The sequence below is a fragment of the Enterobacter sp. WCHEn045836 genome (genome assembly GCF_003965585.1).
GTDB lineage: Bacteria > Pseudomonadota > Gammaproteobacteria > Enterobacterales > Enterobacteriaceae > Enterobacter > Enterobacter dissolvens.
The window spans coordinates 34,706-60,847 of record NZ_RXPT01000022.1 but is presented as its reverse complement, the minus strand read 5'-3'; the positions used below and the strand labels follow the sequence as shown (position 1 = coordinate 60,847).

Here is a 26,142-nt window from a genome sequence, read left to right as displayed (position 1 = left end):
GCAGAGTGTTCCCGGCTCCAGACTCCCCTGGATAGCATTTACTTACATTATCAAAAACGATCATTCCTGGTCCGTCACCCTGGATTCGTAAAACATAAAGCAGTAATAGCCGATCATTCCAATCAGGACACAGCCGGTAAGCATAATCGCCATAGACAACAGCGATGGCTGTGGGCCATTTAATAAGATATGTCGAAACAATTTTATACTCCCAGCGACAGGGTTCAGATCAGGAAGCCATTGCCATCTGGCGGGAAGAGTGCCGGATGTCCAGGCCACCGGGGTGGCATAAAATCCGCCCAGCATAACCAACGGGATAATATGTCTGATGTCCCTGAACTTCATCCGTACAACGGCAAAAATGCATCCAACGCCCCAGCCACATAGCACGGTGAGCCCACCACAATAGAGTAAAACGGGGATCTGGAAAGGAGACCAGGGTAGGCCACACAGAGGCAGGGCGATCCCAAGTAAAACCAGGGCAACCATGAAGTCCATAATACATATGCCCGTGCTGGCCAGCGTCAGGACAATCCTCGGGAAATACACTTTCTTAATCAGATGCAGATTATTAAGTAATGACTCACTGACAATATTGACTGTCGAGGCAAAAAGCATCCAAAGTATAAGGCCGCAGAGCAGTACCAGCGCATAAGGTGTATTATAGTCACTGGTATTCAGACGAACCAGCAGGCCAAACACTGCATAATACATTGCAAGGTAACAGGCCGGGTTAATAACAGCCCATGCCCAGCCCAGCCACGTCTGGCGGTACCTGACAACCAGATCCCGGACAATAAGTTGCAAAATAAGATATCGTGATGCCCAGATATCATATAGCCCGGCGCGACTGCCGCGTTCAGAAACAAACCCGGTGCAGCCCTGAACGTGTGGTTTTATCATAGTCATTTGTAGTTACTGTATGGTTATCTGTGTACAAATAAGGATTTCGCAAGGCGTCTGATGATTGGCAGACAAAGCAGCGCAACCTTGAGGATATAACCGATTCGCCAGACATAAGTCAGTATTCGGTCAGGCAGTGTCAAAGGATGTTCCCGTTTACCGCTATAAACTTCCGCCAGCCTTAACCAGCGAGAATGTGTATACAGGCTAAAGAGTCCTCTCAGGGGATAGCGGCGCCAGTATTTTTTCCAGTACAAATCCAGTTTGCCGGATTCAAAAGGCACAAAGTTCGCCAGATAATATCGCTCCGAAGCTTCCACTTTTTCACGGGCATAGGCAAAATTCCCCTCATACTCCATCTTACCGGTCACGCTACGGACAGCGTGGATCCAGAACCACTGCTCCGGGGCAAATCGCCATGCGCACCACAGACCCGGCCTCCTGGCCGGAGAAAAAAGGCTTTCATCCGCAAGTGGCGCACTGAAGAATAACCGCACATCCTCAGTCAGACCCGCGAGAAAAATATCGCCCGGATGAAACAGGAACGGCAGGCTCCCCCTGGCATCGCGGGCAAACCAAGAGGCGTTAATAACACGCTTTTTAAACACGGAATAGTGCATCTCCCTCCCGGGCCCTTCAGAATCCAGCACGTAGCGCTGCAGCAGAGGCACGACACCCCGCCCGGAAAGGCAGGTATCCGTCCGAAGTTTCAGCGATAACGGACGTGTTGCACAACGCAGGCCGGCAGCAGAAGAGACAAGCTGCCGGTTGAGGTTTGATACCCACTGCCCGGATTCATCGTAGTTGACAAGCGGACCTGGATCATAACTTAGTACAACGTGCACACGCATTTCGGCCATCAGTGTCCGGAAATACTGTTCCGTACCCGGCGTACAACGCCACGACGAGACGATAATTTCGGCTTCCGGAAAGGCCTCGCGGGTACGCCGGATATTGCTGACAGCCGACATGCAGACCGTCGCCCCCCGTAGTATCGGCCCCTGAAAGACAATACTCAGATTCTTCATCACCCTCTCCTGAAAATTTTACGCTGCAATCTCACTATCCAGTACTCCGGACACAACAAACTGCGGGCGAGCCGGGAAATTATAAGTTTGCGTAAAGGCCATTTTTCCGATGCGTGTAAGGATAAATGCGGTATCCAGCGCTGATAACCCGACAAGACGTCTCTCCGGTCAACACCAGATACAGGCCCGTTTTCTGGTTCCAGGTCAGAAAGTTGTTGCCAAAACAGGACAGAACGATATCGCCGGCAGGAAAATTGTTGAACCTGTCGGATACACTTCGCTTTCGGGCAGGAAGGGTATTTCAGGCCACTGAGATGCCCCGGGACAACGATATTCACGCCACACACCTCATGGATGATTGTGCCAGTGCCCGCGCCAGAACTGGTTGCCCCAGGAAATCAGCCAGATCAGCGGGCGTCCCCAGGCCGTACATCCCCGCACCGACTTCTCCGACGTTATACGTTGCAATATCCGTATATCCTTCACGGTACAGACCGGAATACACCGGTGCCACGTAGAATTCTCCCTGGCTTCGGACATTCCCGCTAATCATATCCCGTGCCAGACGGCAAAAGTCCTGTCCGCGGCGGAAATTATAGATCCCGACAGTCGCTTCATCTGAAACCACCTCTTTTTCCACTACCTGACAGACCTTTTTATCTTCATCGAGCAGAACATATGACCACTTGGGATCCCGGGAGGCCATCGTCATAATAAGACCATCCAGTTTACGGTTATCCATCTGGGACAAATACAGATCGATGTCGACATCCACCCATTGATCGGAGTTTGCAATCATGAGGGGATCGCCATTATCAATAAACGGTGCGGCTTCCAGCACTGTGCACGCAGCCCCTTCAGTCACACCGGGAAGGGAAATGATTTTACATCCCGGTGCCAGTGCCTCCAGACGATGGCGGAACTGATATCGTGTCAGGTGCTCCTGCAGGCAGACAAAGATAAAGCGGTGCGGCAGCGCAGGTCGCAGGTTATTGATGACCAGTTCGATCATCGGCACTCCCGCCACCGGAATAAAAGGTTTTGGATCGATAAAGCCGGCCTGAGAGAATCGGCTACCGTATCCGGCCATGGGGATCACAATATTCAGCATATTAATGTTCATCCATATATTTATCATTAAGTGCACCGGGATGCTTTACCACAACAGTCACGCAGTCCTCGAGCGCTTCAAATGAGGAAGAAATGCCAGGAGGCAGGGTCAGAATATCGCCAGCATCTAAGATATGACCAGCCATTCTGGCACGACCAGAGAGCAATAAGGTTACCTCTGTTGCAATTTTATGGTGATGTAATTTCCCCCGGTGCCCGGCGCTAAATTTCTGAACAGCAATCTCAACATCAGAGGTATTAAATGCTGCCGGTGAAAAGGAACCGACAAACCATCCGCCGATCATATCCTTGATATTATGTTTTTTTATCTTCACGGGTTATTCTCTTCAGAAGTTGTCGCAGTAATACATTTAAAACGGGGATCCTGACGAAAACTCAGACAGCCGCGCTTACGCCATTTTTCTGCCAGCACATTGTTTTCATTCATCGTAGAAATCTGCATCATACTTGCCGTCATATTTGCATCGTTGTGGTTTCTGAGCCATTTCTCTGCACTGTCATAAAATACAGACAGAAAGCCGTAATTTTGAGTCATATTAAACTGAACAAGCCCGCTGACTGCCCTGTCAAAGAGTAAACGCTCCGGCTGAGCATAGGGATTAATGACCTCGTCAAGCAAAACAGGATCCATAAGCCTGAAGCTCTCCGCTTCCTTAATTTTTTGGGCTGACTGAAGGCCTGTCACCATAAAAACAACAGAGGCCAGACACAATACGAGCCCCCCTTTTCCCATCACTTTCATAGCGGGGATACCGACAGTGTGTTTTTCCTGCACCGGCATCGCTAACCGAAGCATCACTAACAGGGTTATGGCATGCAGAGCAGACTGATACAGCGGATATTCCAGCATCACATGTACCATTATCGGTAGTGTCAGTGCGCCTCGCCCGATACTCTGGCTCAGCCTGCGGTTACGGAAATAGCCCCGGAAAGGCGCCAGCCACACCCAGAGCCACAGTATCAGTCCACCAAGAGCCAGGACACCACCCTCACTCCAGACATACAGTATTTCGTTATGCGGAAAAGGTACCGTCACCGTAAACGAAGTATCGTACCCTCCCTTGTTCAGGTATTCAGGGAAGCGAACCTCAAATGAAGCCAGGCCCGTCCCCTTCAGCGGATGCGCCTTAATCATATCCAGAGCTCCACGAATCATCAGGGTCCTTTCAGTCCCGGAGTATTGCCTGTTAGAGGCCAGTCGTTCCCCAACATTCGTTGGTCGGGCATCTGTCGATTCAGCAGCACCGGCAACGGCGCTAAAACCACTCAGATCGGACGGACGCTGAGACAACAGCCCCTGTCCGGCGATAACACCGACGGCAAGAAAGAGTGCAGCGGTAATACGTACGTTCTTTTTCACAGGCACAATCCCGGAAAGCAGAACCACAGACGTCACGAATGCAGCAAGCCAGGCCGTACGGGATTCCGTCAGAGTCACGCCTGCACACAGGATAGTGACGGCAAGGAAGAACACGATTCGCCTAACCACCGTTCTGGTATTCATGGCAAGCCAGAGGGCACAAACCAGCGCCGTAGCCAGAAAAGAACCAAGGAGATTTACCTGCAGCAACGAGCCCAGGGGTCTCCCGTTGGCAGCCCTGAAAGAATAATACAGATATTCACCCGCGGAGAACGGAAACACTATCTGCCAGACACTCAGCAGCACCTGAATCAGCCCGGCAATGACAACGATGATATAAAAGCCGCGCCGCAGACCTCCGCGCACCGGGAACTGCATCAGAAGGATGAAGAAAGCAGCAAACGCCCAGAGTCCCGCAAGGCGGTACAGCGCAAGGCTTGCAGAGTCTGCACTCCATATCAGCGGAAGGCTCATCAAAAAGCACCCTGCCAGAAGATACATCGCCGTACGCTTTCCCCTGAAATGACGCATGCCAGGAAACAGTAATAACAAGATACAGAACACAGAAGTCCAGCTCCAGACCAGCAGATTCAACGTCAGGGAGAGGCCACGTCCGGGTAATGTCGTCCATGGCCATGGCAGAATGCCAATATAGAGCAAAGCAAACAGCATAAGGCTAGCCACTGTATAAAATGGTACCCGTTGCTCAGCATTCAGAATTTTATGAATAAACATATTCGTATCATGACCCGGGGAGGCGCCCGGACAGGAGTCCGAGGGGGCTAATGTTAAACATATACCCGCAGAATGCCCCGTCATGCAGAAGCCACGAAGGGTCTCCTGGAGGGCATATTGCAGGGCACAATTGATGTGTATGTATAGTAATCCGAACGACGACCATCAGGTACTTATTTTGCAAATCAACAGACAAATAGATTTTTAATCATATAAACAGGACTATTTAAAATAAATCACTAAAAAATAACCCAACCACCATTACCAATGGTTTTAAATGCAACCACCCAATCCAGGCAACGTTTCGCGCAATGTAAGACAAAAGACGGACACATGAGACCATGAAAAAAGCCTCCCTTTTTTAGGTGGTAATGCCGAGCATTTAAGGATCGGTTGATCGATCCAGTGGTTGTGTAAGAATCCGGAAATGCTCACCGTTTCCGGATTTTCTTATGCACATTGGACAGGCTCTTGATCGGGTATTTCACGAGTGAAGGAGTTGAGGTCAACCGAAGCCCCGGATATCGCGCCCAGTTGAACGAGTCCGTCCTTAAGGCCTTTTACCTGATCCTGCGCTTTCAGGAAGCACTTGTCGTCAAGGCTCATTCCCTGGCTGACAAAAAGGCTGTCAATTACATTTTCGTTATTGGGTGGCATATGTTCACCAATAAAAAACCGCCGGTGAAGTGGTTTATTCTTTTCTGCTAATATAAGCAATCATGTTCTGTACCGAGAGGTATTTTGCTTATATCAATGTCGTATTTCTTTGTTTTACCGTTATCCAACGGGATAGAAATATATAGATATCTGCTTTTAGAGACATAATGCATCAGGTCTTTAAAAGGTATTGTCAGCTTAGCGAGATTATTGTCAGAGTAAATGGCTGTAAAACCCTTCTTTGCGTGTATATCAGTGGAGATAGTTACTGCCACTGTTGGTAGAGACACACCATTACCAGGAAAATTACCAGTAAACCGTCCTGATTTGATCGCATTTGTGCTCACGCCATCTATGTTTATGACCTGCATTTGGCCTGCCATCCCTCCTAAATAAATCTCAACCCCAGGTTCAGGCTCAATAACTGCAATGTCGAAAGCCTCGCCAGGGACAAACTTATGAAGCCAAATACCATCTTTATGTTCGCAATTTTTTTTTGCAGCCATACAGTAAGCACTACTTGAGATCAAAATAAAAACCGTAAGTATTTTTTTCCATAAATTAGTCATAAAGATGTCCTAGTGATTTATTTGTAGCACGAGCCTATCATTACTTAGCAGGCGCGTCATCTCCAAAAAAATATACAAATCTGATTTATTAATGACGCCAAATGATATGTCGACTAAGTTTTTTCAGCCACCTCACTTATTTCATCCATTTCATCATGCACAGCAAGAACATCACCAAGAGCGTATGTACCATCCGTCATTTCTGCCCACCACCGACGCGGTGGGCAGAAATGACGGATGGTACATGACCGCCACAGGAATCAGTTTAGTTCTGATTCCCGCTCCCTACTTTACTAATGATGTCGGTTCCCTCTTAGTCTTAGCACCAAAATCAACTCTCTGGGCGAACTCAACGACACCATTTGCAGTAACTGTGGTCGTCCGTTCACCCAAAATGATGTCATCGAGCAGGCAAAACTCACCAGACGGGAAACAATATCGTCAGTCACGCGCTGATCAATGGTTTCGGTCGGGGTACTGGTATAGTCCTATAGAGATTAAGGGTATGACTGAAACTGATGGGGGATAAATCGATGATGATGAAGAGATTACATTCGGCTGAGCACTGACGGGACATTTACAGAGGGGAATTCTGAATATTACTGTTCCATCAGTGCTCATGCAAATGTGCTTTCCGGTCACTCCGGGCTATCCCCTCATCGCAGACCGGAAAGTTTTTTGATTCACGAGTAGCCCCGCCGAAGAGAGGGGTCCTAAATGGAATGGTGCATTCACTATTTATGTCTGGAAGATACCAGCGAGAGCTCGCTTTCCCCCGCCAGCAGTCAGGCATTCTATGGATTTGAAACCTACTGTAAATAAAAAGCAGTGGTTTTTAAGACTATTAAACAGATTGCATTCGGCTGGATGCTACCCGCTCTCTAAGCATGCCCCTGTAGGAACAATACGGGCAGCATCCATGCGAATACACTTTTATGGCATTTTCAATATAGACTGGGAAAATTAGTAAGTTTAAAGATTACCATAAAAAAAAGAAGCCCTGGAATACAGGGCAAATAAACAGGTATATGGAAAATCTAATGCAATAAAGTAACACAACGGAACTATCACATTGCAGGACGGAGTTTAACCACCTATGTTGCCAGGTAAAGAAAAAGCATTTGTTTTTCAGAATACTCACTCAGGTTTATTATGCTGAGTCTACTCAGGGTATATACAGGAGAGCACACTACCCACCAAACCACCCCTGGTTAAACGGATGAGGTAATGTGCTTTCCTGTATATATTAACGAGAAACCCGCCCTGGCAGGCATTGAAATCAGACGAAATGGATACTCAGGCGACGTAATCGTGTTCAGCCATTATATCGTTTCGGTAATCAGACAGAATTCTCAGCGCAAATGCCGTGTTTTCCAGCTCTGCCTCACCCATTGCGGCCAACACGGTGAGCTTAACGAGTTCGAAGGAAGCATTAAGCTCGAACCCATTCATCAGCAAGAAAACACTGGTAGCCTGGAACGCGGTGCGTTTGTTGGCATCGTTGAAAGCGTGCGCTTTGGCTATGGCGATCAGATACATCGCGGCAAAAGCAAAGATATCTTCACAGCCTTCATACTCAGCAAGGGTGTACACGCGAAAAAGCGCCCCCTCCAGTCGGTCTTTACCTGGGGGGCCGCTGTTTGGCAGGGTTGACTGTTGAATCTCTATAACCTGTTCTGGTGTCAAAAATTCGATCTCATCCATCATTTATCTTCCAGGGCTTTGATAATTTTCGCATGTTTTTGCTGGGTTTTATGCAAAGCATCTCTGAATGTGGATTTGAATAATTTTCTGCTCCCGACAACCTCACCGTTTTCTTTTACCATTCTCACCTCAACCGTCTGACCATCTTTGGTATGAACTACATACCCTGTCCGATGTGTGCGGGAGAACGCTGGTGGTGAGTTCTCGGAAGGCATTTCGTTGGTCAAGGAACCGTTGAGCACAGTGTCAGGCCTGCCACGCTGGGTGACAACCACGATCTCACCATTTCGGAGCGCATCCAAAATGTCCGAAAGCTCTGCTCTCATTTGGGTATAACTGACTTTGCGCATACGGCACCTCTAAATTGTACATGTACAGGTTAGCATATGTCAGTGGGGGTTGATAGTAGCAGCTAAAGCAGCCCCCCCCCCCCGCCGAAGCGGTTTTAATTCAAGTGCAATTATGTAAGTTGTTGCTCTTCGGAGGAGGAACCGTAGTCGTGAATCACGCCAGCATACTTATGCATTCCGCTCCGGGGACATGAGCTTTCAATAAGCAGTTCACTGTAGCAACAGAGGACATCCTTAAGCACTATAGTGACGGCTTCTCCGGACGCGAATGAGCAACATGATTTCGATAACTGAGAGTTATTATTCATTTTACCCTTATCACGATCAGAGAAATTATCATGTGAACGCGCCGTCTTCGCGGCATGCCTTTAACAAAGCGCCCGGAAACAGGTTTTATCTTTTTTCAGCACTAATATCTTCAGAGAAGTGTGCGTCCGGCTGGACATAAGTACAACTGAGACTAATGGCATACGGCTCTAAGCATACTTCCTTTGGAACATACAGGCTGCTCCCATGTATATGCGCTCTCCGGACAGTCCCTTCATCACAGAGCAGAGTGCAAGTGGGGTCGGGCCTTCCTTGTCGCTATAACGCGTCCCCGCCTGTCATCCGACAGACGACGCTCTAACATCCCGATACCAGAACGCCCCAACCAGGACAGTAACCTGATTCGTGTCAGGCCGGTAGGACAACCGCGATGAAATATAGATATATCTCACTTTACGCCGCTACCTCACATTACTTTTTTTCGCCTCTCCCCCAGCGCTGGCATGGTCAATGCGCAGCACATATACCATCGTTGAGTCTGGCGGAATCTTCGGGGGATATCCCGCTTCGCCATAAGCCAGTGATGGCGGAACGACAAGTGTCACAGAGCCGTGATTCTTCAGATAACGAATCGCCTCCTGGAACAATGCAGGATAGGCCTCAAGAGGCTGAGACAACACCTTACCGTTGACGTCCATATCCTGAATGACAGTACCATCTGTAAGACTTTCCTTAACGACAACATCGATGATCGCATTATCCGCAACAGGCTCATCGCCGGGATAATCAATATGATACCAGAAGCCTGATGCAGACTGTTTCACACCTTTTTTCTTTTTAAATTCTTCAATGAACGCTTCACCTTTATTTTTCTGTTTTCTCGCCATGTCCGCGGCAGCTTTGCTTACCTGCAGCTCTGATTCTGTCAGGGCAGTGTTCAGCTCTTCATGACTGAGCCTGTATTTACCGGAAAAGGAGTCGATGATACCTGCAAGAACAATCTCCCTGTCGCTCTTAAGACCCCAGCCATCACGCTCGTCCAGTATATCGATGATATCCCGGCCAAGCAGGCTCCCTTCAGCATAGTTCCGGCGTCCTTCACCCTTTTTAAGCGCATCTGCAATAAGCTGCTTCTGCCCTGTCTCAGGTATGTCTTCTATCCGCGCTTTGTATGCCACAATCTCCTGCTCAAGTGAAGCTTTCATGGCCTCGGATTCATCGGCCAGTGATTTCTGCGTATCAAGTTGAATGGTGAGAGACTGGTTTTCCTCCCGGAGTGAAGCCATCTCAGCTTCTTTCTGAGAAGCCCCCTGTTCCAACTGCTGCAGTTGGCCCTTCAGGGAAGTCAGCTCTTCCTGCTGGCTCTGGCTCACCACAGCGTCCTGAATTTGCGCTTTTTTCATGGCTGCATGCACCAGCTCTTCATCAGCAAGACGCTGACGCAGTTCACTGATGAGCACCTGCGCTTCATTACCCGACTTTTGCACCTGAGCGAGTTCTTCAGAATTGCTGCGCCCCGTGGTGCGCAGCTCATCAATCTGTTTTTTCAGCATGTCGGTTTCCTGCCTGCTGGCTGCAAGCAGCGTATCCCTCGATTTCACGTCATCATGCGCTGCCGCCAGAAGCTTTTTAAGCTCCGTCTCATGAGGCGTGCCCGTCACCGCGTGCCGGAGCCTGCCCAAAAAATCACTGAATGGCGTCAGATCCACCACCACTTTTTCAGGTGCTCTGTGCGCCGCATCCTGCAATGTCTGCTTTTCCTGTCTGGCCATTGCCAGTGCGTCCTGCGCGGAGCTAAGAGACTGACGAAGCGATTTCAGCTGATTTTCCAGCGAGGACATTTCAGATTTTTGCTGCGCAATAACACTTTCCTGCTGTTTAATCTGGCGCCTGAGCGCGCTGCGATCTGGCTGGACAGGTGTGTCGCCTGACACGATCCTGGGTGGCTCCAGTTTAGGCATCTCGGGCACGGTCTGACTCTCAGGCACCTGCGACTGCATGGCCGGTTTTTTGCTCTGATACTGTTCAGCGAACTGAAGAAGGGCGGGGATCCCGTCATCCCCTCTGGCAAACTGGACCCAGAGAAGGCTAGCCAGCAGTGTGGGAAGGAGCATACGCTGTTGTTTGCGGCGACGAACCATTATGTACGTTCCCCTCTTTCTGTCAGCCCCTTAAGCATAGCCTGGCTGACATCAGCACAAAGCAGATTCACTTTATAGTGATACAGCGCATCTACGGTATTACGAGTCCCCTTGCCCACCGTGGCCCTCAATCCCGCATACTGGGAAGCACCATTCATCAGGCGATCAAATTCCTTTCTGTACTTAGTATAATCCGCAGCCGCAACGGTATTCAGCGCCTCAAGCTCCTCCTGGCACTGCTTCAGGCGAGCCGATTCAGTCTCCTGAGAATAATCCAGCGTGGGCCCCTCGTCGCCAGACGAGCTGATCCCACAACCGGACAGCAGAAATACAACGCAAGCAAGGATAACGTAAACCGGACCGCGTTTTTCTTCATCTATTGCCACGTTAAAATTCTCTCTTCATGTTCCAGACCGCCCTTAAGCAACCACTGGTATAATTCATGGTTACGTTCAAAACCAAGTTTAAACATCGCTGAACGTTTATAACGGCTTACTGACTGGATGCTGATATCTAAGCGTTTTGCCATCGTGGCGAGTGGTAACCCCATCGAGAGCCATCTGAGTACGTCTTTTTCAACCTTGATCAACGACTGGGAGCAGCACGGGCAGCGACGACGATGCCTGCTTTCATTATGCGCACCACGATACCATCGTGCCACAAGTCCCAACAGAACTTCAGCCCGATCCCGGGGACTGAACGACCCCATCTCGGTCACACATACCACTCGCTGATTTCCCCTCGTCCCGCACTCATTAAGGACGGTGATCATCTTACCTGAGTTCTGTCTTATCCTGCATGGTCTGGCAATCCGGGTGTTTTCTTCACTGATAATAATAAGATCGGCATCCGTATTGCGCGTCATCTCAATAAAACGTACCTCCCTTCCCTTTCGGTTTAAATAAAGCTGAATAATATACTTCAGACCAACAGAAAAGAAATTGTCGCTATGTTCTATAGCTATTATATATGGAGCTTTCATATATATTACCTGCCTGCAGAATTTGGCTACCGCGCAGGGTATCCTCCGAAAAAACCGGAAAAAGAATATTTTTTAAATATACTATTTAAAATAGATGCGCGGAGATTATGTCAGGTCATTGCCGGACATATCATTACGTAATCACCAAGGTTTATTCGTACTCTAGGTTAAATGTCGCCGTTGCACTGAAAGCACCCTGTGTGATGGTTTTATTTTTAATCGCGTCTGGCTCCCCCTGGATATACACAATAAAAGGAAGGAGGTTGCTGCCTGACGTCAGTAGTTTTCGCCCCGTGCTTTTGTTCAGAGGGAGCAGTTCACCATCCGTGGTTTCCATCCCGATGGCTATCCCGGTGGCCTGGCTACTGCCGTCGATGGCAAGTAGCCCCGGCAGCAATGTATTCTCCACGCCCTCGAAGGTCACTTTCACTGACTCCCCAAGCGACAGATCGCATTCGGTGAGATGTATTTCGATTTGCTTTCCTGGCGTGCGCTGGTTAGCGTACAGGTATTTGTCCACAACGCCGTCGAAATCGAGATGAATTTCCTCTTCACCCGGTGGAATGACACAAGGGTCATCAACCAATATGCCGCCGTACTGAATATTCACTTCAGGCGCGACGGCATGGCAGAAAGGTGCTGCACACATAAAGCAGATAAAGGTTAACACCCTTTTCATAATCTTACCCTCTGACCCAGTCGTTGCTGGCAGGTATTGCCGCACGAATGCAGCCGGTTAATAATATTCAAGCCGGAACGAAGCGCTGGCGCTAAACGGGCCAGCTTCAAGAGTGGCACCCTGCTGCTTTACCGGCACTGTCTGGAATTTCTGCAGGCTGTTCTCCTGCCCTTTCATATCCACTGCGACGAAACCGCCCACATCGACATCGCAGTAACTGCTGCCGCATTCATTTTTCAGTTTGATCCCCAGACCATCGACGCTAGTTTTCAGCACCGCAGAGTCAGAACCGCTGGCATCACCGAGATACAGCAACCTGAATGGAATATCGAACCTTCCCGGGCAGTGCACCAGAAATGAAAGCGCCTGCATATACCGCACACCGTCGATCTTGTTGATACCGACTTCGCCAAAATCTACCGCCAGCGCTTCCCCGTTGTTCAGTACGCAGGGGACAGTATCAAGTAACATGCCGCGGAAGGACATTTCACCTTCAGCCTTCACCGGGCCAGAGCTCATCATGCCCAGCAGCAGTAACATCATCATCTTTTTCATAATTGCCGCCTTATTGATAGGCTATCATCAGAGTTGCTGCTGCCTGAAAATCACCGCCTGCAGGTGTGCTGCCTGATTTTTTAACCGGGACAGCCTGCAGGGCAGGCTTATCCGGGTAGGTAAAATTAACCCAGTCATTGATCCCGATAGTTTCGCCATTAGCCTTTAAGGCAATACCAAAATCCGCGATATTGGTCTGAAGTGCGGATGAGTCAAATGTTGTCGGGTTCCCTTTGATCATCATCTTCATCGCATTACTCGTATGTCCCTTACATTCAAGCGTATAATCCACTGTCTTCATATATTTCTGCCCGTCAACACTGGGGCCGACGACCGTTCCAAAATCCACATCGATGGTTTTGTTGTCGTTAATAACGCAGGAAGGCGGGGCAACAACAGTCACCTTAACCGTCACGGTTGTTGCGGCCCACACAAACGCGGGTACACTTACAAGGGTGCAAACAATGTGCCTGAGCGACGTTCTGAACGGATTAAGATTCAGTCTCATACCATTCCCTTTTTCAGTCATAGCTGAGATTAAAATCAACCACCGAGCGATAGCTTCCCGCCACAAGTGGAGCCGAGGTACGTTCCGGTGCCACTGTGAACGATAATGCGTTCTGTCCTCGATCGAGAATCAGCGGAACTCCGCGGCTTCCCAGACGAACACTACGTCTCTGGGCATCGACGATCCGCAGCCCCATACCGGACACCCCCCTGACGCCAATCAGTTCCGGGTTATCCGCATCTTTCTCTCCGCGAAAGGTGACTGTTACCGAAGGTTGCTCGTATGCCTGGAAGGCGCTGCCAGTACGTTCATCCCTGATGCTGCTGCTGCGAAGACAGTCCCTGAGCCTTATCTGAAACCCTACCGGCGTCCCCTGCTCTCCGACATTCAGCAGATGGCCGGTACCGATTTCACCCATCACGATATCCTGACGGGCGCTGTCCATTTCAAGACGGCAGGCGCTTTCAGCAAGAGCACCATAGATATAAAGCACACCGTTAGAGCCTTCCACATCCCAGGCATCAGCGGCCACAGAGACGAGCGGGCAGGTCAGAATGATGGCTCCCATAATCCCCAAAGCATACCCCCTGAAGGAATGCTGGCGGACTGGATAAACTTTTACAGCACTTTTTTTCATCGAATTCACTCCTCCCATTTCCATGCCGGTTGCGCCGGGCTCAGCAACACTGAGTACAGTTAGCCCTTACGGTGTTAGCTGTTCTTCTTTCCGGGAACAACATTACAGGTGCTTCCGTTACAGCTGAACTTCAGTTCGGGGCGACCACCGTAGTCGTTAATGTAAGTGAGTGTCGGAGCTCCGCTGAAGCTCACGCGCAAGGGGGCATTGCCCTTTGGTGCAACCATCACGGGCTCAAATGATTTAATGCTGGAGCCATTTCCATCCCTGGCTTCAGCGATAGTGATGTAATACGCTGTCGGGTTATTCACCACATAGCTGTTGCCTTCCCGGCGGAGCGTTATTTGTTCCTGGGGAGGCATGGCATTTTTATTGATTGCAATGGCTGTCGGGCGATAGAACATTTTTATGCGCGTCTGGAGTGCAATTTGCAGGGTGTTCGGTTTATTACTCTTTGGTGGGATCTCACGCAAATTGAAATAATATAGCGTTTCACGATCCTGAGGTAACTGCTTTGCCACCGGCAGAGCCTGAATTTTCACCTGGCTAGGCTTTCCGGGCTCAATTCGCTGCACTGGCGGGAGTACGGTAAGAGGACTGGTGATTTTATTACCGCTTTCATCCTCAATCCACCCCTGTGCCAAGTACGGAAGCTGTTTATTCTGGTTACTGACGCTCATACTGACTGAACTCTGCCCCCCGTCGAAAATCACACGTGTACGATCGAGGGCAATGGCAGCCTGTGCAGAAGCCGGAGCCAGCAGAGCCAGGGTTGTAAGTACGCAGACGCTTTTACAGGTCAGAGCGTTACCGATAGTTTTGTTCATTTTTTTCTCCAAATCCTTTCATCGCAAATGAAAGTGTTTTTAATCCGGCGTAGAGGCCACAAAGCCTTTTTGCCGCAAATTACGCCTGAGGCGCTAATAATGGTTTATTTTTGCTGGCAGGGAAGCAGCAGTGTTCGTAACTGCAAATCTGCCGGCAGCGGGGATGGCATCTGCACTACACACTGGGCTTTGCCTGACCAGTGTACAGTCATGGCTTCCCCTTCCTTGATCCCGCTCAGGTATACCGTTCCGCCATCATTGACAATGCCTGTCTCTTGATTGCGACGGTTCATCACAGTCGCCCCGAACGGCGGTTCGCTTCCGTTCGCCAGTTTAATGACAGCCATCGCTTTTTCACCCGAGATGACGTCAAACTTACGATAGCCAATTGCCCCCTCAGTCAGGGTCGCTTGGACAACGGATTTCGTTGCTTCTGCATTATCACCTAACTTATCTATATCAATGCTGGCTTGATTTTTATAGTAGCTGTTAACATCGCTTATCACCGCTTTGCCCCAGTAGTTCGTTTCCGTCGTATTGCCGTACCCTTTTACCGGTACACCGGGTACGCCATCTGAATCAACAAGGAGTCGGGTTCCACCATTTGTACCAGGGCGGTGCAAAGCCCCGCCTTCCGGCGTCAAGGTTACCCCCCCTTGCGCAGACAGCCCGAACGCACTGTAGCTCCCTTCCTGGTAGCTGGCATTTGCGCTCATACGTGCGAAATCGCCATCACGGTTATAGTAAGCACTGCTGTTCATGCCCCTTGCAGAAGTCCCGGTGCTCAGTTGGTAGTTACTGTGCTCGTCAATACGATCGTAATAGCTGGCACGGTGAGAAACGCTGTCCTGGCTAACATTCGTGTTATAGCTCACCGTAGACGTGTCCCCCCACGGAATGGAGACGGACAGGTATCCACCGTCATCTGTCTTTCCACTCTGCTTATTACGATAAGCAGACACTGACAGGCTGACATTCCGGAACTTCCATAGATCAAAGTATTGTGAGAGCGTCAGGTTATATCTGTCGTTTGCTGCCCTGTCCCAGTAAGTCTGGTGGCTATAGTTCAGGTAGGCACTCAGCCCCCAGTCACGGAAATGTTTATTCATGGTAATGGTATACATTTCCTTACTGTTACCGTTTCTCTGTCCTGTTTCGCGGGCATCCAGGTACTCGTTCATGTTCATAAATTCTTTTTCAGAGAACCGATATCCCGCAAACGTCACCTGGCTGTCATACTCATCGAACGTCTTGGAGTAGCTAAGACGATACGAGCCCCCGGTGAGCGTGTCAGATTCATTCGGCAATTTGGCTCTGGAGTGGGTGGCGTCAAATGACAGCGCACCGAACATCATCAGATCACGCCCGATACCGGCGGAGAGCGCATTATAGTCACCACCTGCCAAGGCCCCACCATACAGAGACCAGCCGTTACTGACCCCCCAAGAAAACTCACCGGTACCAAATAATGGCCCTCTAGAGCGGTGCTGCCAGTCTGAAGGTTTGCCTGCAGCAAACTTGTAACGTACCGAGCCTGGTCGTGTCAGGTATGGAATATTCGCCGTGTTCATCGTGAACTCCTGAACGCTGCCATCCTGCTCCTCTACACGGACATTCAGTTCACCGCTGATCGCGTCATTAATGTCCTGGACACGGAATGGACCGGCCGCCACCTGCGTATCAGAAATTATACGGCCCTGCTGGGTGACGACGACTCTGGCGTTCGTTTTTGCGACGCCAACCACTTCCGGGGCATAGCCCCTGAGGTTCGGAGGCAGCATATTATCGTCAGAAACCAGACTGGCCCCCGTAAAGCGGAAGCTGTCAAACATACCCGATTCCAGATAGTTTTCACCCAGCGTCAGCTTCGAACGCAAGGAAGGCAGCGCCCTGTAGGCATAGTAGCGGCTCCACTCCAGCTTTTTCTGGGTGGGCTGGCCCGATCCTGTTTCGTGGCTAAGGCTCCCCTGCCAGTCAGCACGGATGCGCCATGCCCCTACGTTCATCCCGGCAGTACCGTTACCGCTGACGTTGTAGCCGCGGCTCCCTTGCTGCTGGTACCGCTGGGTCTGCGCATTTACGTTATAATCCAGTAACAGGCCCGGGATACCTTCATCCCAGCGGGACGGGGGATCCCAGTTTTCAGAAGTATATTCCAGGTATGCCTGTGGTATGCCGATGTACAAAGAGGCTGTTGACAGGTCGCCGCGGACTTCCATCCCCTTCAGACTACTTTCGTCCAGACACTCCCCGTTATTCCACCAAGTAAGCTTCCCTAGGTTTTCTTCCTTAAGGCCGAGCTGTTCGACAATGCTCTTGTCCACACATGCCCTGCTGCTTTTAGGATCATTTGGATCCTCAAGAAATGTTATCTGACGTTCTGGTACCTCATTTTTGTTAATATTCACGGCCATGGTGTAATCTCCGGGCATAATAAATCCGGCGCGCGAAAATTGCCCCAGATTGATATTTTCACGATCGTCAACATCCAGAACATCCGTGTTGAACTCAATATCACCCGCAGCCTGGACGACCATGATAGGAGATCCTAGTGCCAGAGATATGCATAAGCTTAATATTTTGGCGGGGGAAGGAACCCCACGCTGAGCAAGCATCATACCTTTACCCTTTTTTATCAGCCTCCGGTATTTGGTCTACTTAGAAATACTCCATCTTAAAACGTATCGATGAAAAGTAATCGCCAGGGACGATGACCTTATTATTTGAAACTATTTTAATAGTGTATTTCAGAAGCATATTCTCGGGAGCGATCTTTCCTGCCGGAAGGGCTTCTCCTGGCCTGGCAATATGCCCTTCTTCATCTGAGATCTGAATAGCGATGCCCTTCGCATCTCCACTAATGCCAAATAGCTGGCCATCTGCATCTCCATCAAATGTCACCTGGAAGTTTCGCCATCCAGGATGATTAGGCACTGGTCGCTCAAGGGCGCAGTTAATAAGTTCAATGGACAGCGGTTTTGATGTTTCCTGACCTTCCCGCAGTCCTCCTGTGGGGGAGACCCCCATATTGACGGTCTGGTCTCGACTTTCTACAGAGATTGCACAGGCAGCATCAATAATGCTGCCCTGCATACTGACCGTTCCTCTTCCCCAATTTCTGGCGCCGACATCCGACGTAAAAAGGAGAAGGGCTGGCAATAAAAAAAAAACGGCAGAAAATTGTTTTGACCAGATCATTCACCCCTCACTATTTCATTCAAATACTGAAATGCAGGGTATGCCTGCATTTCAGCTTGATTGCGTCAGAAGAAACTCAGGGTATTACTGATAGGCCATCTGGAAGTCGGCAACTGCAGTAAAGTCACCCGGAACCACATCAGAGGTACCGTTACCCTGCAGATACGCGTTGAAGCTCAGCTTGGTGCTACCTTCAGCAACATCCTGAGCCGGGCTTGCTTCACCCAGTTTAATCAGCTTGCCTGATTTATCTGCAATGGCAACGCTTGCACCGGATGCAGAACCATTAATGTCCAGCATGCCGTCCTGAGCTTCAGACGCAGTACCGGTGAAGGTGACAGAAACAGAGTTTTTGCCTTCTTCGATTTCACAGTTTTCCAGCAAAATGTCGAAAGATTTAGAGGCAGATTTACCGCCTTTTTTCAGCAGGGCGTTAGAAACCTGGCCGAGTTCTACGGTCTGATCTACCGAATCCGGGTTAATCGAGCACGGTGCATCGATGATGGCGCCGGTAAAAGTTACTTTGCCAGAACCCTGGTTTGCAGCATGTGCTACGGAAGAAACACCCAGAGCGATTACTGCAGCGGCCATAATTTTATTTAATTTCATCTGTTGATATCCTTTGATCGATTTAGTCTTTATTTCTAAAAGATGTGCGAGTCCGGAGCGGGGGTTCCAGAGCCCTCCTCGCTTTCACCCACTAGATGAGCGCCCTGCGTTATTAACGTTAAGCTTTACCGGTTGTTCATAACATCCGCGGGCTAAACTCGCTAGACGCCCAGAGCAGTCAGGGCAGTAGAATATTACGCGCTCACATAAAAAAACGATACATAAAACCTAACACCTAGTGATATATAGATTTTTATTCCAAAAAAAAGAAATGCAAAGCCACACAAAAGGAGCAATACTAAAAAAAAAAGATATTTAAAAGATAAGATCGTTGAATTCATACAACACCCCACGGAGCCTATATTTGACATCAAAAGACAATATGCAATGATACGAACCCTCCCTTATACATAAAACAGAAACCTAACATTATGAATTACATAATCAACAAGGCCGTACTGTACTCTCCGGAGTTAAAACAACTTTCTTTGTTAATCGATTCTGAAAGTTACATTATGTTATCCAACCCGGCAGCCAGACTCATTATTGAGATGATGAAAAATAATAAAACCACTCTGACACGGGAGTATTTGCTCAAACATGTGTGGGAGGACTACGGCACCACACCGTCCAACAATAATCTTTATATGGCAGTCAGTGAAATCAGAAAAGCCTTCAAAACCCTGGGAATGACAGAGCAACTTATTTCAACAATACCTAAGACAGGTTTCCTTTTTGAGGCAGAAATTGAAACACCACAACCATCAGATAAAACTTTGCCAACTGAATCGCCTCCTCAGATAAGAGAAGAACGAAAAATCCATCATCGGCATACGTATATGCTCGTATGCCTAATGGCTGTCATCATGGTTACAATATTAATGATAAGCTGGCAAATCGTTTTTCATCACAACCCTCTTTCACCGAGTATCAGGAAAGAGCGCCTAACAGAGGAATTCACTCTGGCTAAATGCCGGTTCTATAATCTTGGAAAGATGGCCGAGGGGGAAGGGAAATGGATCACAGAAATGATTGGAACCGAACTTGCAAAAAATTCGCTTGATATCAATTGTGAAAAAACTGAGAGTGCAGTGTTTTACCAGAGAATGCCAGCCCCGGTTAATCAGATCTTCATTACCAGTTGTACCGGTAATATTACTACAAAGGCTTCAGCCTGTAAGACACTGAGAACAGAACATGATTAAAATTCCACACAAACGATTGCCAGCAGCGTTGATGATTTTTTCGTTTCTGCTGATTGTCATGATTGCGCTCCTCTACGTCACTGAATGGCAACGGCGACTTGTCCTTTCCTGCAGTTTTGACATTTCATTTTATGACAGCGAAAATGATACCGATCTTAAAAAGAACACTCATCTGTACTATTACTCCGATGGCACTGGCTTCCGTACCGAAAAAGGCCTTGTTGATCAGAATAATATACGTTATTACATCGACCGGGATATCCATTTCACTTATGCCGACAAAGATCGCGACGGAACCTTCACGCTGGAGTACACTCAGGTTTATAAACGCGAACATGATAATCTCCCAAAAGATGTATGGGGAACTGGATCCACTCCAGGCACCAAGTTCTACTTTTCCCTTTCAGAAATAGCGCCTGAGCTGTACCTTTTTCGTGAACGCGGCACCCCTGTAATGATTTGCCCTTCGGTGATTAGTCCGTAACTCTACCTGCGACTGCCCCTGAGGGCAGTCGCAGGTACCATTTATCGTATGCAACACCTTCTGACCTGCTCCCCGTTGATTAATACACTCCGATGTCAGTAATGTCTTCATAAGCCACATGAGGGCCCCCCATGAAGAAGCGTTTTTCCGATGAACAGATCATCAGTATCTTCCGCGAGGCCGAAGCCGGGGTTTCGGCCCGTGAACTCTGCCGTAAGCACGCCATTTCCGACGCCACCTTTTACACCTGACGCAAAAAGTATGGCGGTATGGAGGTGCCCCAGGTTAAGCGCCTGGAGTCGCTTGAGGAAGAGAACGCCAGACTCAAGAAGCTGCTAACCGAAGCCATGTTTGATAAGGAGGCACTTCAGGTGGCTCTGGGGCGAAAGTACTGGCGACAGGCCACAAGCGTGAAGCCGTTAAATTTATGTGTGATGCGACTGGTCTGACGCAACGTCGTGCCTGCAGGCTTACAGGTTTGTCTCTGTCGACCTGCCGCTACGAGGTCCAGCGTCCGGCGGCTGATGCGCATTTATCAGGGCGCATCACTGAACTGACACTGGAGCGCAGGCGTTTTGGCTACCGCCGCATCTGGCAGTTAGCTGAGCGGCTTTACTGCAGGACAATTACATGCTGAAATCACAACTTGGAACCCAGAAGACCCGGGAACTGGCCAGACACTATCTTGCAGCAAAGAGAGTGAACGGCTCCCCTTAAGAGTATCTGACGAAACTAACAGAACTAGATAAGCGGTTTTTAATGATCCTGCGGCAAAACGAATCATAACAGGACACTTACGAGTCTGTTGTCACGTGCTCAGGCTCCTTCTTTCACTACTGCTGATGAATGGCATTCCTGGCCGAGGGGCGAAGTCCCCTCCCGGTGAGGGATGTCGGTTCTCCCGACGCCTGAATCATCGCCTGTTCCACGACACAAAAAAATGATAATACCGTTACAATACTTCACCAGGAAAACTCACTCCCCCGACCTGTAGTCAGGACAACACCAGGGCTTGTGTTGTTATATTCCTCTCAGGGATTCTGGTAGCGTAGAAAAATTTTCGGCGATTCAAACCGATGGAGGCCCTTTAAGCAGGCAGTGACTGACTATTCCACGCATCACCTTCATCAAGATGATGGGGACACCATGACAATACTTATCCGCTGTCCGACCAGACGAGCGACTCTACAGTCTCCTCAGATGCACGCGTGCTATTTTCCTAAGAAATTTGCCCCGGTTAAACAGCTTTTTCATACTGAGTTCACGGCCCTCGCCACGGGATGAAGGATTCAGACCCACCCGTTCATAATACAGGTAATGGACACACATGACCGGAACTGTAGTCCATGCAATTTTCTGAACCCAGTATATCCACGAATATTCAGAAACAATATTCTCCTGGATCGCTGATTAACACAGAAGGACATCTTTAGATCTGCCAGTACACAGAGTACCGGATAATACGACACTATGCTCAGGCACACTACAATGCCAAATATATGCCCCCCTATATTTGAAAATATTATCTTCACTCCCGATCGGCGCATTCTCTACTATGGTGCATCGCCTTTAATGCGGCCAGGTCACCTCAGGCATAGCCGGATTTTCAGAACAGAACAAGAAATAAAGATGATATAATTCTGATTCCTATCTCTGGTTTATATATTTTTACCGGCATTCTGATACCCTTCCGGTGGCTAAAGAAAGTGCATCATCTTTTTACTTTAATTCAGAAAGAGGTCCGGATGGATACTAACTATAAGCTCTGTGAGAAAATCCTGTTACTTTGTCTGCAGAAAAAGGGAAATGAAGATATGAAAGGATATGTCAGTAGTATTCACCCGGTGCTTCTGAGCGACAGTAAAGACCAGCAAGAAATACTCAATCATTTTCAATGGCTTGAAGAGAAAAACCTTGTCCGCCCATTTCGCCACTCCCTGGCTGCCAGTGGAGTACCAAGGGTTATTATCACCCTCACAAATGCTGGCTATATAAAAATAATGAAGGGTGGCATAAAATCTGCGCTGGGGTCTAATCTGAACTCTTACTGATTAACCTGCTGGTCAGTAAATTTTTAAACAGATATCGCAGGCACCAGAACGGAGCCGAGCAGACACACAAAATAGTAAAGAATCACTATGGGGGTTGCGCGTACTAGTCAGGATACGCATCTGAAGATGACCCCGCTCTTCCGCATGATAACATTATCTGCAGCTGCTGATGATAATGGCTGCATGCACGGTCACATCATCAAACTGATATTCACATTTCACCACTCCGACAATACACACCTTGCAGCTATCAGAGCAATGATAATGAAGCCGATCAAGATAAGAGCGCTGACGAAAAGACTGAAATTGAGGGACGGCAGGAGCAAACTGGCAAAAAGTATCGCGAAGCCAAGACACGTATAGCGGAACAATGTCTGTAAATGTTTAAGTTTACTATTCAGCATACGCAGCCAGCCCTGGCGTTTTTCAGATCGCATCTGGTTACTCTTCCCATCCTGTGAACTCCCTGACCATATCGGGCGGAAAAACCCGATGCATAGTAAGATTCTAACATCATGGCGAATAATATTATTACGGTTCTTTTCAAGATGCACTACTCGAGAAAAAAATTAATCTCTGAGCTATATCGCATACATCATGTTTATCAAAAGTTTTTAAGGCATGCGTGGTCCATCTAGTCACTATAAAAATATCATTTCATTGAATGATTGGTAATAACCTTAGAACATCAGAAGTCCATTTACCCAAATTCATATTTTAAATAGAATTTACGAGGCAGAGAAGGAGTTTAGAACTTTTAATGCAGCCTATATTGATTACCCGAGACTTATATTCCTTCCGGAATGGAGTATATGGTCGCACGATAGCAGGCTGGTAATTGTCCAAAGATATGCTTCAGTCACCAGCGCTGCCAGCTATTTTCTGCATTCAGTATCCAGAACTAATATGAATTCCGTGGTAACATTTTCATCTGTAGCTTTATGTTAATTGCCGAAAAATCATCCAGCATATTCAGGAGCTTCTCCTGAATATTCGCTGGTAGTCTTACCAGTATCCTGGCGACGCTGTTGGTATGTAAACGGTACAATATTGCAACGCATGTCTCTCTTCTGATAACACAAAGAAATAAGGATGCATACTCGGGATCCAAAAGACAGAGATATCGTTCTAGCTTTACCGGGGACACACTCAGGATTTGCCTTTCACGCATATTTACGCACGGGGTGTTAACGAGCCAGTATATGATGTGAAGATGCTCCATTTCCAGAATTTCGCAGAATTCCAGAGGCCCCGTAAATAACAAAAAGCGGCCACTGTTAAACATAGCAGCCTCCGTAATTAAAGATGTTTATTTAACCATCCAATCTGCTCATTTAAAGCTTCATTCTGGAAGGGAGATTCATACAAATCGTAATGGCCTGCCTCTGGAATAATATGCAGGGATTTAAGTCCACCGAGAGAGTTGAATAACTCCCAACCCTGTTCAGAAGGATTAACTACATCGGACTCAGCTAATGTTATAAGAGTTGGCTGTTCGACATTACCCGCAAACAAAACTGGCTTTACATTTAAAATTTCTTTAATTGTAAGAACCGGGATCTTCGTCTCTATATCCGGAAAATTATGCTTATGTCGTCTAAAGAACTCTTTAGACCCCTCGTCTTTTAAAATCCTGGACGGAGAAACCCACAACTCATTGCCCACAATACGGCGACGTTCATCCATTGCGTTTAGCGTATGGATAAAATGCTGCACCTCCCCCTCATCCATCCGGGAGGTTAAAGTAGTAAATCCGTCAGCAAACGGCATCTGGCTGATTACACATTTTACCAAGGGGTTGTTTGCCGCAACACACACCACATGGCATCCACCAAGAGAAGTCCCCCATAACCCGATACGATTTCGGTCCATATCAGGGTTCTGTGAGACCCAGTGAAGCACAGCCCGAATATCGGCCTGTTGCTGGCTTATCGTTAAGCGTCCTCTCTCTCCACTGCTCCCGCCAAAACCCCGATAATCAAAAGTCACCGCCGTATAGCCACTTAGTGCGAAGGCACCGGCAATTTCTGGCAGAAGTAAATCCTGCACACCGCAAAAACCGTGGCAAAGTACAACGACCGGGGCCGGGGTCGTACCGAATGTCCTGCCTGTTTTATAGATACGTAAGGCCAGTTCATCGTGCATCATGGGCAATGCAACCCTAACAACATTAAGATTTCCCATAACGTATCCTCTCCTTTTACCGTTAGCCACCTAGGGCGCTTCAGTTATGAATTCTGCCTGTGCACACTGCCTCACGCAGACTCGTCGTCTGAAATATACCTCTCGCTTGAGGCTACAGAAATGAGCGGAAAGATAGTAGTTTTCCTTAAATGCACGAAATAAATAGATTTAAATCCTGACTGAAAACAAAAGAAAGGTTTTACTCTCTTCTGCAGTCAGTGCATTGACATAAGGAACTTTTCTTTTTTGTATATAAAAGAAAACATCTCCCATCCAAACCAGCTGCAGCGCAATTATACTGGAACGCAGTGCCCACTGAATATAATCAAAACCTCATTACCCGGAGCGAGCATTATAAATAGGATTTAGCCGACAAAAAAACATCCATAATTTTCTGACTTCAGGCCATGTTATATATCCTTAGCTAAAGAGAATTAAATTTTTGCTAGCATACTGACTAATCAAAAAATGCAATCAATTGAAACATACACCTAAAAAACAGGAGGGAGTCAGTAAGGAAATTATCCCCCCAACGATGGAAGTATTATTTTTTGTATTTTTCAACCAGGGCGTTTGCGATAGCTTCTGTCTCAGCGTCGGGCTCACCCGTTATTTTTCCGGGTCGGAAATGCATCTGAAATGACGAGATTATATCCCTGGTTTTCTGATCCAGAACACCGTCCTCTGATATCGTGTAACCGTAAGCTTTCAGTAAACTCTGTAAGAAGAGAACATCACTTTCCTCGTCTCTGTCTCGCCCTGACAGATAGTCCTGAACCCGATTCTCGTCGGGCCATGCTCCTATCCCCTGCTGTGCCAGTGAATGCCACGGAAACATCGGACCCGGATCGAATTTTCTTCCAGGTGAAACATCACTGTGTCCCAGAACATTCTCCGGAGCAATGTCATATCTTCCGGTAAGATCTTTCAGAAGACGCGTCAGCAAATCAATCTGCCCGGATTGGTAGTGATACCATTTACGTTGCCCATTATTTTCAGTAAATCCGGGGTTTACAATTTCAATACCTATTGATGTGTCATTGATATTTCTTCTTTCCCCCCATTGACTAATACCTGCATGCCAAGCTCTTTTGTCGTCAGGTACCAGTTGCCGTACGACAGGCTTTTCGTACAGTGTCGAGGAACGGGTAGGTATAAAATAGTGTGCACTGACATCCCCCTTGGTTAATAGATTCAGGGAGGTATCATCATCCGTTGCAGTGTAATGAATGATTATATAGCGAACTCTTTCATTTTTCCCCTGTGATGTTACAGAACTATCCACAAAATACTCCCCCCGATCTTCATAATAGCTTGTACATCCCTGAAGGAAAATAAAAACCACGGCTATAATAATCCGTTTAGCGTGTAACATCGT

24 protein-coding genes and 1 pseudogene are annotated in these 26,142 nt (G+C 48.1%); 4 read left to right on the top strand and 21 right to left on the bottom strand.

The features are described from left to right. Nucleotides 1-60: 60 nt before the first annotated feature. The 19 genes from EKN38_RS22385 to EKN38_RS22295 form a co-directional block, all read right to left on the bottom strand. The gene (locus tag EKN38_RS22385) at nucleotides 61-909 is read right to left on the bottom strand and encodes an ABC transporter permease (protein WP_126522764.1); all 849 of its coding nucleotides are present in this window, start codon (nucleotides 907-909) and stop codon (nucleotides 61-63) included. Between the two features lie 17 nt (nucleotides 910-926). Next, nucleotides 927-1,931, bottom strand: a complete 1,005-nt coding sequence (locus EKN38_RS22380; protein ID WP_126522761.1) for a WavE lipopolysaccharide synthesis family protein — start codon at nucleotides 1,929-1,931, stop codon at nucleotides 927-929. A gap of 334 nt (nucleotides 1,932-2,265) precedes the next feature. Further along, nucleotides 2,266-3,069, bottom strand: coding sequence for a glycosyltransferase family 2 protein (locus EKN38_RS22375; protein ID WP_260480573.1), 804 nt, complete (start codon nucleotides 3,067-3,069; stop codon nucleotides 2,266-2,268). Continuing rightward, a complete protein-coding gene (locus EKN38_RS22370) occupies nucleotides 3,044-3,376 on the bottom strand; it encodes a cupin domain-containing protein (protein WP_260480572.1) in 333 nt (110 codons plus the stop codon). The genes EKN38_RS22375 and EKN38_RS22370 overlap by 26 nt, the downstream gene beginning before the upstream one ends. Continuing rightward, nucleotides 3,373-5,157 carry a Wzy polymerase domain-containing protein gene (locus tag EKN38_RS22365; protein WP_185812858.1) on the bottom strand — a complete coding sequence of 595 codons (1,785 nt, stop codon included), beginning with the start codon at nucleotides 5,155-5,157 and terminating at the stop codon, nucleotides 3,373-3,375. Before EKN38_RS22365 ends, EKN38_RS22370 begins: the two co-directional genes overlap by 4 nt. 704 nt (nucleotides 5,158-5,861) lie before the next feature. Further along, the gene (locus EKN38_RS22360) at nucleotides 5,862-6,383 is read right to left on the bottom strand and encodes a hypothetical protein (protein ID WP_126522756.1); all 522 of its coding nucleotides are present in this window, start codon (nucleotides 6,381-6,383) and stop codon (nucleotides 5,862-5,864) included. Between the two features lie 1,296 nt (nucleotides 6,384-7,679). Further along, the gene (locus EKN38_RS22355; protein WP_126522814.1) at nucleotides 7,680-8,087 is read right to left on the bottom strand and encodes a type II toxin-antitoxin system death-on-curing family toxin; all 408 of its coding nucleotides are present in this window, start codon (nucleotides 8,085-8,087) and stop codon (nucleotides 7,680-7,682) included. Beyond that, the gene (locus EKN38_RS22350) at nucleotides 8,087-8,437 is read right to left on the bottom strand and encodes a type II toxin-antitoxin system Phd/YefM family antitoxin (protein ID WP_126522753.1); all 351 of its coding nucleotides are present in this window, start codon (nucleotides 8,435-8,437) and stop codon (nucleotides 8,087-8,089) included. Before EKN38_RS22350 ends, EKN38_RS22355 begins: the two co-directional genes overlap by 1 nt. Nucleotides 8,438-9,165: 728 nt before the next feature. Further along, the gene (locus EKN38_RS22345; protein ID WP_126522751.1) at nucleotides 9,166-10,845 is read right to left on the bottom strand and encodes an FKBP-type peptidyl-prolyl cis-trans isomerase N-terminal domain-containing protein; all 1,680 of its coding nucleotides are present in this window, start codon (nucleotides 10,843-10,845) and stop codon (nucleotides 9,166-9,168) included. Further along, nucleotides 10,845-11,231, bottom strand: coding sequence for a hypothetical protein (locus EKN38_RS22340; RefSeq protein ID WP_126522748.1), 387 nt, complete (start codon nucleotides 11,229-11,231; stop codon nucleotides 10,845-10,847). The genes EKN38_RS22345 and EKN38_RS22340 overlap by 1 nt, the downstream gene beginning before the upstream one ends. Then, a complete protein-coding gene (locus tag EKN38_RS22335; RefSeq protein WP_126522746.1) occupies nucleotides 11,222-11,827 on the bottom strand; it encodes a helix-turn-helix transcriptional regulator in 606 nt (201 codons plus the stop codon). The genes EKN38_RS22340 and EKN38_RS22335 overlap by 10 nt, the downstream gene beginning before the upstream one ends. Before the next feature lie 151 nt (nucleotides 11,828-11,978). After that, nucleotides 11,979-12,506: a fimbrial protein gene (locus tag EKN38_RS22330; RefSeq protein WP_126522743.1), complete on the bottom strand. Its 528-nt coding sequence runs from the start codon at nucleotides 12,504-12,506 to the stop codon at nucleotides 11,979-11,981. A gap of 57 nt (nucleotides 12,507-12,563) precedes the next feature. Then, nucleotides 12,564-13,061 (bottom strand): fimbrial protein, encoded by a 498-nt coding sequence (locus tag EKN38_RS22325; RefSeq protein ID WP_126522740.1) that lies wholly within the window; start codon nucleotides 13,059-13,061, stop codon nucleotides 12,564-12,566. A 10-nt stretch (nucleotides 13,062-13,071) separates the two neighbouring features. Continuing rightward, the gene (locus EKN38_RS22320) at nucleotides 13,072-13,569 is read right to left on the bottom strand and encodes a fimbrial protein (RefSeq protein WP_126522737.1); all 498 of its coding nucleotides are present in this window, start codon (nucleotides 13,567-13,569) and stop codon (nucleotides 13,072-13,074) included. Nucleotides 13,570-13,582: 13 nt separating this feature from the next. Continuing rightward, on the bottom strand, nucleotides 13,583-14,206 hold the full coding sequence (locus EKN38_RS22315; RefSeq protein WP_409449472.1) for a fimbrial protein: 624 nt from the start codon (nucleotides 14,204-14,206) through the stop codon (nucleotides 13,583-13,585). Nucleotides 14,207-14,280: 74 nt separating this feature from the next. Then, complete coding sequence (locus EKN38_RS22310; RefSeq protein ID WP_409449471.1) at nucleotides 14,281-15,045, bottom strand: fimbria/pilus periplasmic chaperone; 765 nt, start codon at nucleotides 15,043-15,045, stop codon at nucleotides 14,281-14,283. A gap of 92 nt (nucleotides 15,046-15,137) precedes the next feature. Then, nucleotides 15,138-17,651 (bottom strand): outer membrane usher protein, encoded by a 2,514-nt coding sequence (locus EKN38_RS22305; protein WP_185812856.1) that lies wholly within the window; start codon nucleotides 17,649-17,651, stop codon nucleotides 15,138-15,140. Nucleotides 17,652-17,691: 40 nt separating this feature from the next. After that, a complete protein-coding gene (locus tag EKN38_RS22300) occupies nucleotides 17,692-18,231 on the bottom strand; it encodes a fimbrial protein (protein ID WP_126522735.1) in 540 nt (179 codons plus the stop codon). 84 nt (nucleotides 18,232-18,315) lie between these two features. After that, nucleotides 18,316-18,840 carry a fimbrial protein gene (locus EKN38_RS22295; RefSeq protein ID WP_126522732.1) on the bottom strand — a complete coding sequence of 175 codons (525 nt, stop codon included), beginning with the start codon at nucleotides 18,838-18,840 and terminating at the stop codon, nucleotides 18,316-18,318. 431 nt (nucleotides 18,841-19,271) lie between these two features. Here EKN38_RS22295 and EKN38_RS22290 point away from each other — a divergent pair, with 431 nt between their 5' ends. From EKN38_RS22290 to EKN38_RS22275, 4 genes and pseudogenes are all read left to right on the top strand, one after another. Beyond that, on the top strand, nucleotides 19,272-20,045 hold the full coding sequence (locus EKN38_RS22290; protein WP_126522729.1) for a winged helix-turn-helix domain-containing protein: 774 nt from the start codon (nucleotides 19,272-19,274) through the stop codon (nucleotides 20,043-20,045). Beyond that, nucleotides 20,038-20,529, top strand: a complete 492-nt coding sequence (locus EKN38_RS22285) for a hypothetical protein (RefSeq protein ID WP_126522726.1) — start codon at nucleotides 20,038-20,040, stop codon at nucleotides 20,527-20,529. Before EKN38_RS22290 ends, EKN38_RS22285 begins: the two co-directional genes overlap by 8 nt. 131 nt (nucleotides 20,530-20,660) lie before the next feature. After that, a pseudogene (locus EKN38_RS22280) lies at nucleotides 20,661-21,139 on the top strand (transposase); the annotation flags it as partial. A 1,135-nt stretch (nucleotides 21,140-22,274) separates the two neighbouring features. Next, nucleotides 22,275-22,580 (top strand): hypothetical protein, encoded by a 306-nt coding sequence (locus tag EKN38_RS22275; RefSeq protein ID WP_126522724.1) that lies wholly within the window; start codon nucleotides 22,275-22,277, stop codon nucleotides 22,578-22,580. 1,299 nt (nucleotides 22,581-23,879) lie between these two features. Here EKN38_RS22275 and EKN38_RS22270 read toward each other — a convergent pair. Both EKN38_RS22270 and EKN38_RS22265 read right to left on the bottom strand, forming a co-directional pair. After that, nucleotides 23,880-24,764, bottom strand: a complete 885-nt coding sequence (locus EKN38_RS22270) for an alpha/beta hydrolase (RefSeq protein WP_126522721.1) — start codon at nucleotides 24,762-24,764, stop codon at nucleotides 23,880-23,882. 544 nt (nucleotides 24,765-25,308) lie between these two features. Continuing rightward, nucleotides 25,309-26,139 carry an N-acetylmuramoyl-L-alanine amidase gene (locus tag EKN38_RS22265; RefSeq protein ID WP_126522719.1) on the bottom strand — a complete coding sequence of 277 codons (831 nt, stop codon included), beginning with the start codon at nucleotides 26,137-26,139 and terminating at the stop codon, nucleotides 25,309-25,311. Between the last annotated feature and the right edge of the window lie 3 nt (nucleotides 26,140-26,142).